The organism is Halobellus captivus, from assembly GCF_007655485.1.
Taxonomy (GTDB): Archaea; Halobacteriota; Halobacteria; order Halobacteriales; family Haloferacaceae; genus Haloquadratum; species Haloquadratum captivum.
The window spans coordinates 176379-184052 of sequence record NZ_VJXQ01000005.1 but is presented as its reverse complement, the minus strand read 5'-3'; the positions used below and the strand labels follow the sequence as shown (position 1 = coordinate 184052).

The window sequence follows — 7674 nt, the reverse complement described above, 5'->3', positions numbered from 1 at the left end:
CGACTGCCCTTGACGTCATTATGCAGGATCAGATTTTCAAGTACCTGGACCGTATCAAAGCGGAGACAGATGTAAGTATGATACTCATCACACACGATATTAGCGTGATATTTGAGTCCTGTGACAGTATGGCAATAATGCACAGTGGACAAATCGCTGAAACCGGATCTTGCGTGGATATCTTTGATTCGCCCCACCATCCATATTCAATTCTCCTCCAGCAGGCATTTCCAGACGTTGACCATCCCGATCGTGAACTGCAGACAATTGACGGCTATCCACCGGAGCTCACCGGTGATACCGATTTCTGCACGTTCATCGATCGCTGCCCGTGGGCTCAATCTGAGTGCCGCCAAGGTGCCCCGCCACTAGAAGCGGTAAGCGGAGCCGATGGTGAGAAAGAGCATCTGGCTGCCTGCGTTCGAATGGAAGCGGTACAGGATTCAACCCAGCGAGAGAATATCGCGATGGAGGTCGAGGACTAATGTCCGAAATGATCCTCGAAACGACGGAGCTGGAAAAGTACTTTAATGTAAACCGCAGCCTCAAAAACTGGCTTCTTCGACAGGACGAACCCAGCGTACAGGCTGTCGACAAGGTCAACATAGAGGTGAAAACCGGCGAGTCGATTGGTGTGATTGGTGAGAGTGGATGTGGGAAGACAACGCTGCTTCGGACGCTGATGGGACTGTACGACCCCACTGGTGGCGATATCGTGTACGACGGGAGAAATATGTCTGAGTTCACGAAAGCGGACTGGAAGGCATACCGCAAGAATGTCCAGATCATCTTCCAGGACCCGTTCAACGCGATCAATCCGAAGATGAAGATCATAGATTACTTGATGGAACCGCTGAAGTTACACGGAATAAGCGACAGGGAGAGCCGAATCAAAGAGACATTAGAACAGGTAGAACTCCGACCACCGGACCGGTATCTGTACCGCTATCCAGACGAGCTCAGTGGGGGGGAGCTCCAACGCGTCGGCATCGCAAGGGCCCTCGTCATCGATCCAGATATTATCCTTGCCGACGAGCCGGTCTCGATGCTCGATGTCTCGACGCAGGCCGCAGTTCTCAAACTCCTTTCGAGGATTCAGAAGGAGTATGACGTTTCGATCATATACATCTCTCACGACCTCTCAACGGTTTCGTACGTCTGTGACCGAATCAACGTGATGTATCTGGGACGAATCGTCGAACAGGCGCCAACGAGACAGCTGCTCGATGATCCGAAGCATCCGTACTCACAGGCGTTAATTGACGCGATTCCGCGGCCAAATCCCCACAGTTCCCGGGAACGAACGGAGATGGATGGCAGTCCGCGTGATCCGATCGGGCTGGACGATGGGTGTCGCTTCCGAGATCGTTGTTCGGAGCGAATGCCTATCTGCGAGACCCAACCTGAATTTGTCAACGCACTCGACAGCCAAGACGAATCAGAACATTACGCAGCGTGTCACTTGTACTACGATCACGAGCAACTTGACGCGCACGACAGTAGAGAATCGGTTGTTGGGGGGCAACACTGATGGCTGGTCTGAGTCTTCGGTACTTCCTCAAACGGACGATTCAAACATTTGTCCTGATTCTGTTTGTCCTGACATTCTTATTTTTCTTCTTCCGGATGATGCCGGGGAGTGTCAGTGACCAATTGATTTTCAGCGGTGCCGATCCCCAGACTGTCGCGCAGTTCGAAGAACGGTGGGGGTTGAACGATCCGCTGTACGTCCAGTATTGGCGGTATCTCGTTAATTTAGCCGATGGAAACGCGGGAATGTCTCTTCAGTACCGACAACCGGTGATCGACATCCTCCGCCGTGGCGTCTTCAATTCGCTCATCCTCGTCGTACCCGCAATCACTACCGGATACATCGTCGGCTCCTTTTTCGGTGTTATTGCTGGGACGAAGCGTGGTTCTCTCGTCGAGAAATATGGAATCTCCTCGCTGTTTTTCATCGGAACGTTCCCGTCATTCTTCGTTGCAATCATTCTAGTGATGATCTTCGCTAGTTTCCTCGGATGGGTCCCAACCGGTGGGCTGATTTCCTCGGAAACACGCCGTCTCTACAGCGGCACAGCTTGGTGGCGGGTGTACCTTACGACGGACTTTTTGGTCCACTACATCCTCCCATTCTCCGCGATTGCGCTTCGGTATGCGTTCATGCCAGCTTTGGTTATGCGGACTAACGTCGTCGAGGTGGTCCAGCAAGGATTCAACCAGTACCAAAAGGTCACGGGACTCCCGAAGACCAAGCGCCTGGTAAACATCGCAAAACACGCATCCCTTCCAGTGATCACGCTTTATCCCACGTCAATTGCCCAAGGAATCGGCGGGCTCGTATTGGTTGAAACGGTGTTCAACTGGCCAGGAATCGGGTACACGCTTGTGCAAGCTGTATTCGCTGGCGACTATCCGCTTATCCAGTTTGTGTTCTTCCTGATTGCGACGTTCATCATTATCGCGAACTTTGCTGTCGACATAATTTACGGGTGGATCGATCCACGAGTGCAGGTCGACCAGTAATTAATATCCAATCTCCGTTTCGAGTTTCAATCGCTGCCGTACTACGGGGAAATCGATATGATTGAACGTCTTGCACCGTTGGTTTTCCCAGCTGAGCCTTTCACCAATGGGTTTAACCTCGCCGGTTGTTTCCTAATCGCATATGGAAATCTCCTCCGAGGACGGATCTGTCGAACTACTCGATACAGTGATCGACTCCGGCATCGTCACGTCCAGAGATGAGACTGAATATCGACTTACCGAACAGTTCGAGTCACACTTCGAGAGATATCGAGATGAACTCGACACGATACCCTCAGAAGATATTCGAACAGTGGTTGAGGGACGCCTCCCAGAAGCGGCTCAGACCTCAGTACTACTTGACCTCGCTGAGGTGGCTCCAGCAGTCGTTGCAGAATACCTCGCGATAGTAGAGCTTGATGAAAGATCGCTGACACACAGTGATCGACTAGCTGTGATCTCTGTGCTTGATTCGTTTCGGCTTGACGGCCCACCAGCTGACGGTGCTCCAATGGCGTTCCTCCCCATCTCAGGAACCCGCCTTCCACTTGTCGCGAACATATACGAGAAAGCGGTTGTCTACGTCTGGCTTGATGACTGCGACCCCTGTGAGACTGTGCGACGCGACCTAGACGAGATTTTCGGAGATGTCTGTGAGGATCTCGCTCTCTTTGCGGTGTATGGCCCAGCGCATCAAGAGTTACTTGCAGATCAGTACGATGTCCGCGGCGGTCCTGCGGTCCTTTTCTTCTATGAGGGTCTGGTCGATGCTCGACTCTACGGTGCCCAGTATCAGGATGTTTTCGAAACCGAGATCGAGAAGCATAGAGCGTTGTAGGCCTCACGAAGTGTGAGCATCCGACGCGTGAGGACAGGAACAAAACAGATATGGTCTTTTTCGTTGCAGTCCAGATTGCACAAATTGTCCGAGAAATAGCCACGAGTAGGCTCGACAATAACACGAAAGCCAGCCGCACCGAAATATCCGTGTAACGATCGATTTTGTCAGAGCCGAATAACGCCTTGTTCCGTTTTATTGTTGATTTCAATCGACGCACCGGCAAGTTCCGAGACCGAATCGAGATGCTCCAGAATTTCGGTGGCGTTCGTACCCTCCGCACGCACTGGGACACCGGCGTATGCGCCCGCTTCTCGACGGATCTTTGCCGGAGTGAGAGTGATCTGTTCGAGCGACAGGTCGTCATTGAAGTCACAGACTGGGACGACTAAACCGTCCACTGGTCCCGAGGTGTATCCCCCAGGAGGGTTCTCTGCGGTGTGGAAGCCTGCGGGACGTGCATCATACACCTCTGCAATAGTAGCTGTTTCCGGATCAGTATCGAGGTTGTGGGCAAACCGCTCGTAGAACTCCATCGGCTGCTTAGTAGCGCCCTCGACCATCAGAAGAAGATCACCCGGATCGTAAAATATCGGCGTGTCATCGTACAGTTCGAGAGGGCGGAGCGGCGAGTGACTCCCCTGCCCAACGAACAGGTCAGTCCCTGCGTCGACGCAGTCGCGAGCAAACTGTCTGACAAATGCTGGTGGGTCAGCGATCGATCCCGAAGGGTCCCACACGTGAGTATGGAGGTGTGTAATCACAAAATCCGCCTGTCTCGCGGCGTTTTTAATTGCCCGCAGATTACCCCCGCGATCACGGTCATCGACAGCCAGTCTGACGCCATCGACATCGGCCTCGACGAATCGGGTGAGTGTGTTGTGTAGCCCCGGAGGGTTGAGCACCCATTCACCATCGTGGAATTCTGTGATCCACATCCCGAGTTGTTCCGCGAGCGATTTCACCGTTTGGAGTGTAGTTTCGTCTACCTCATAGTGGTACCCCAACGGGTTCAACCCGGGGCGACCGCGGTGGTCGTATCTGGCCGCTCCCGCACGACTCCACCTCGTGAACGAGGTAGTCATCGAGATCAGTGCAACCCGTCCCAACGGCGAATCAAAGTAGGTCGCCTCCCGGGCGTCGGCGAGGTCTCCCCCCGTCCCAGCGAGCGGGATCCCTGCCGCATCCACGGCATCCCAGGTCGATCGAAGCCCCCCATAACCGTAATCAAGTGCGTGATTAGATGCGTGAGAGACAGCATCGATACCCAACCAGTTTAATTCCGCTAGTACAGACTCTGGTGACCGCATCGCCATCTCCCCAGGTTCAGCGGGTGCATACACTTCTGGTCCGTTAAAGTCGTGAATGAGGGTTTCCAAGTGGGTGAAACTCAGGTCGGCTTCCTGAAAGATATCCGCAACTGCTTGAAACGCCGGATCATCGAGGTGTGAAATGCGGCGGTTGATTATTGCGTCGCCCGAAACAGCCACAGCGTGAGTCATCGTGCTTCTCCCATAACGAAATAGGACTGTATTGCATCTTCAGCAGCAGTAACAGTTGGGTACATCACAATCCGATTTTCCTCCGCAACTCATAAATCCTCGGGTCAGAACGGCGAACATAGCGGTGTGAGTTCCTCATTGTTGGGATAGATATTCGTCAATCCTGGCGATAGCGGACAAGATGGGATACAAGGGAAAAACAGTCCCTCTCTCAAATGGGGGACGTCAGCAGTGGGATACTACGCTAACTCGGCAAGGGAAAACAAGCCCGAAACAGAAGGCTTCGACTCCATCTCCTCGATCCAGATAGTAATGTCAGTGACCGTCTCACTGTCTGTTGGCATCCCCAAGGCCCTCGCGAGTTTAGCTTTGATGCCCTCGGCTGTGAGGGGTCGCTCGTGATGCCCTCGTGGTTGCTCGATCGAGATCTCATAGGTCTCTTCAGCCGTCTCCACAGTGACTGTCTTTTCGTTTGGATCCTCCGTTACTCTGATCATTTTGAACAGTTCGCGGACGTCCGGATCCATAATCTTCTCACTGACGAACTGCTGCGGGCCAAGTTCCCCATCAATGAGGGCTCGCGAAATACAGTACGGGAGCGAGTGGTCCGCAGTATTTCGGTTCTGTGGATCCCACTTTTCCTCTTCCGCAGCGGTGAGGTCGATAGCATCCTCCGCTATAAGTACCTCTATACCCGTGATATCTGTCCAATGGAGATTGTGGCGGTCGATAACATCGAAGACGCACTCGACGGGCTCCTGTAACGCTCCACAGACAGGATACTGTTTGATATTTGTCTGGTGTATCCGATAGGAGCCGCCGTTGCCACCGAATGTTTCTGGATCGAAGGTAATCGGATGCGAGAGCAAGTTTGCGAATCCCGCTTCCCCCTCGATGATTTTGGGAGGCCCGTGAATGCCAGATTGCGCCATATCGGTCGAAACGAGTGCATTTCGGACCGTGTTGCCGAAGGAAATTCCCTTCCATTCTGTCAGCTCGCCACACCTCGTCTGCCACAGAGCGACATGGCCGCTCATCGCGATGTTGACCGCTTCTGCCAGTTCCGATTCGGATAATCCCTTTAATTTACCTGCCGCAAGTGTGCTCGACACGAGGCCATAGTTGACGTGATCAAGCCCATCGTGGAAAAGCGATGCTTCATCAGCAAACCGAAGATGGAGCTCGTATGCTAGAACCGTCGCGAGCAACAGATCCTCGCCGTTGCAATTATACGCGTCAGCGACAGAAAGGAGAGCGCCAAGGTTACTTGACGCATGACCGATCGAAAGGCTCCCATGGTTGTTTTCTTCGGCGTGATAGTCGTTCCAGTCGAGATATCGAATTAGCGTCGCGTTAGCTAATCCAGCATATTCCACCGGCGCAGTTCGCTTTGTCCCAAGAATCTGGGCATCACCGGGCTTCTGTGCTGAAAAATCGATTACGCGGTCAATCGTCGGGTCGGCGATTAGAACAGCTCCAAGCCCGGATGCGATCGAATCAGTGATCCTCGTTTTTGCCGCCTCTCGTGTGTCCTCGTCAACGTCTCTGAGTTCAAGACCGGCGGCATACGACGCCAGACTATCCACTGTGTCGGGAGATGCCATAAGTACGCCACTCAGGTCGAGGACTTAAGCCTAAGGTTATAATGAGATGATGGCCAGTTTTTCGAAGGTGAAAAATACGGAATCAGTCCCGAATATCGATTGTGTGGCCCTAAGGAAGATATTTAATAAGGGGCGATCAATGCATAATTGATTATGACGGTCAGAGAAGCGGAAATGATCGAAAATGCAAAAAAACCCTTCGAGTACAATGCGGAAGATGGAGATGACATCGTTATTGTCTCCGACACGGGGATGGATCCAACCGTATGGTCAGTGCTGAACAAGGCCGCACGTTCGCTCGGACACAAGCCGACAGTCGTCGTTATGCCGCAGTCGGAATACTCCCACGCTGAACCGCCACGGCCGGTCACAGACGCGATGCTGGGTGCGGATCTCATCCTTATGGCGACATCTAAAGGTCTCGGCCACAGTGACGCTGGATCCGAGGTCATCGGTGCCGGGAAAAAGGTGATTTTAATGTCAGAGATTACCCCTGAAACACTCGCCAGTGGGGCCGCAGCCGCAGATTACGACGAAATCAAACGAACCGGCGATAAAGTCAAACAGAAGTGGGATGCGGGATCGACCGTCAAAATCACGTCGGATGCAGGCACGGACCTAGTGGCAGATATTTCGGGACAACAAGCATCCGTGCACGCTGCTAGGTGCGACGAAGGGAACGATCAATTGGAGGACGATGATCATTCGTCCGTTCGAATCTGTGCGTTCCCGGACGGTGAATCACCCATCACGCCCGTCTTCGGAACTACGAACGGGACGATCGTCTGGGACACGACAATGCACGAGATCGGTGCTATCGACGATCCGATCCACGCCGAAGTAGAGGATGGGTTCGTTACCGAGATAACTGGAGGCCACGAAGCGAGGAAACTGCGTGCGTTTCTGGATCAGTTCGACGATCCAAACGTGTACAATATCGGTGAGATATCGGTGAACACCAATCCCGGTGCGGAGATAACCGGGCGGCTTCGAGAAGACAAAAAGGCGAGCGGATACCTCCACATCGCTGTTGGATCCGGCGGCGACGTCGATGCCGCCGTACACATTGATGGGGTTCTCGGGGGCGCGACGCTACTCATCGACGATGAGGTCATCGTTCAAGACGGTGAAATAGCCCTTGAGTAGCGCTGGAGAACTGTTTACCGACTTTCAGCATCGACTGCCCGACTAATTATTTCGTCCC

The 7674-nt window shown here is 53.2% G+C and carries 7 protein-coding genes; 5 read left to right on the top strand and 2 right to left on the bottom strand.

Annotation, left to right across the window (positions count from 1 at the left end):
* The 4 genes from FJT57_RS16710 to FJT57_RS13430 form a co-directional block, all read left to right on the top strand.
* Positions 1 to 485, top strand: a 485-nt coding sequence (locus FJT57_RS16710) for an ABC transporter ATP-binding protein (RefSeq protein ID WP_203229186.1), incomplete at its 5' end; no start/stop codon positions are given.
* The gene (locus FJT57_RS13440) at positions 485 to 1531 is read left to right on the top strand and encodes an ABC transporter ATP-binding protein (protein WP_144906069.1); all 1047 of its coding nucleotides are present in this window, start codon (positions 485 to 487) and stop codon (positions 1529 to 1531) included. The genes FJT57_RS16710 and FJT57_RS13440, both read left to right, overlap by 1 nt.
* Positions 1531 to 2526 (top strand): ABC transporter permease, encoded by a 996-nt coding sequence (locus FJT57_RS13435; protein ID WP_144906067.1) that lies wholly within the window; start codon positions 1531 to 1533, stop codon positions 2524 to 2526. The genes FJT57_RS13440 and FJT57_RS13435 overlap by 1 nt, the downstream gene beginning before the upstream one ends.
* Positions 2527 to 2668: 142 nt before the next feature.
* Positions 2669 to 3364 (top strand): thioredoxin family protein, encoded by a 696-nt coding sequence (locus tag FJT57_RS13430; protein ID WP_144906065.1) that lies wholly within the window; start codon positions 2669 to 2671, stop codon positions 3362 to 3364.
* A gap of 167 nt (positions 3365 to 3531) precedes the next feature.
* Here FJT57_RS13430 and FJT57_RS13425 read toward each other — a convergent pair whose 3' ends face one another.
* Positions 3532 to 4866: a CapA family protein gene (locus FJT57_RS13425; protein WP_144906063.1), complete on the bottom strand. Its 1335-nt coding sequence runs from the start codon at positions 4864 to 4866 to the stop codon at positions 3532 to 3534.
* A gap of 239 nt (positions 4867 to 5105) precedes the next feature.
* Positions 5106 to 6470: an MmgE/PrpD family protein gene (locus FJT57_RS13420; protein ID WP_144906061.1), complete on the bottom strand. Its 1365-nt coding sequence runs from the start codon at positions 6468 to 6470 to the stop codon at positions 5106 to 5108.
* A 153-nt stretch (positions 6471 to 6623) separates the two neighbouring features.
* On the opposite strand from FJT57_RS13420, the gene FJT57_RS13415 reads away from it, so the two are divergent.
* Positions 6624 to 7616, top strand: a complete 993-nt coding sequence (locus tag FJT57_RS13415; RefSeq protein ID WP_144906059.1) for an aminopeptidase — start codon at positions 6624 to 6626, stop codon at positions 7614 to 7616.
* Positions 7617 to 7674: the final 58 nt, after the last annotated feature.

Bases quoted from the DNA above. Each gene is read 5' to 3' on its own strand.
- FJT57_RS13440 (WP_144906069.1), top strand. From the start codon at position 485: ATGTCCGAAATGATCCTCGAAACGACGGAGCTGGAAAAGTACTTTAAT.
- FJT57_RS13435 (WP_144906067.1), top strand. From the start codon at position 1,531: ATGGCTGGTCTGAGTCTTCGGTACTTCCTCAAACGGACGATTCAAACA.
- FJT57_RS13430 (WP_144906065.1), top strand. From the start codon at position 2,669: ATGGAAATCTCCTCCGAGGACGGATCTGTCGAACTACTCGATACAGTG.
- FJT57_RS13425 (WP_144906063.1), bottom strand. From the start codon at position 4,866: ATGACTCACGCTGTGGCTGTTTCGGGCGACGCAATAATCAACCGCCGC.
- FJT57_RS13420 (WP_144906061.1), bottom strand. From the start codon at position 6,470: ATGGCATCTCCCGACACAGTGGATAGTCTGGCGTCGTATGCCGCCGGT.
- FJT57_RS13415 (WP_144906059.1), top strand. From the start codon at position 6,624: ATGACGGTCAGAGAAGCGGAAATGATCGAAAATGCAAAAAAACCCTTC.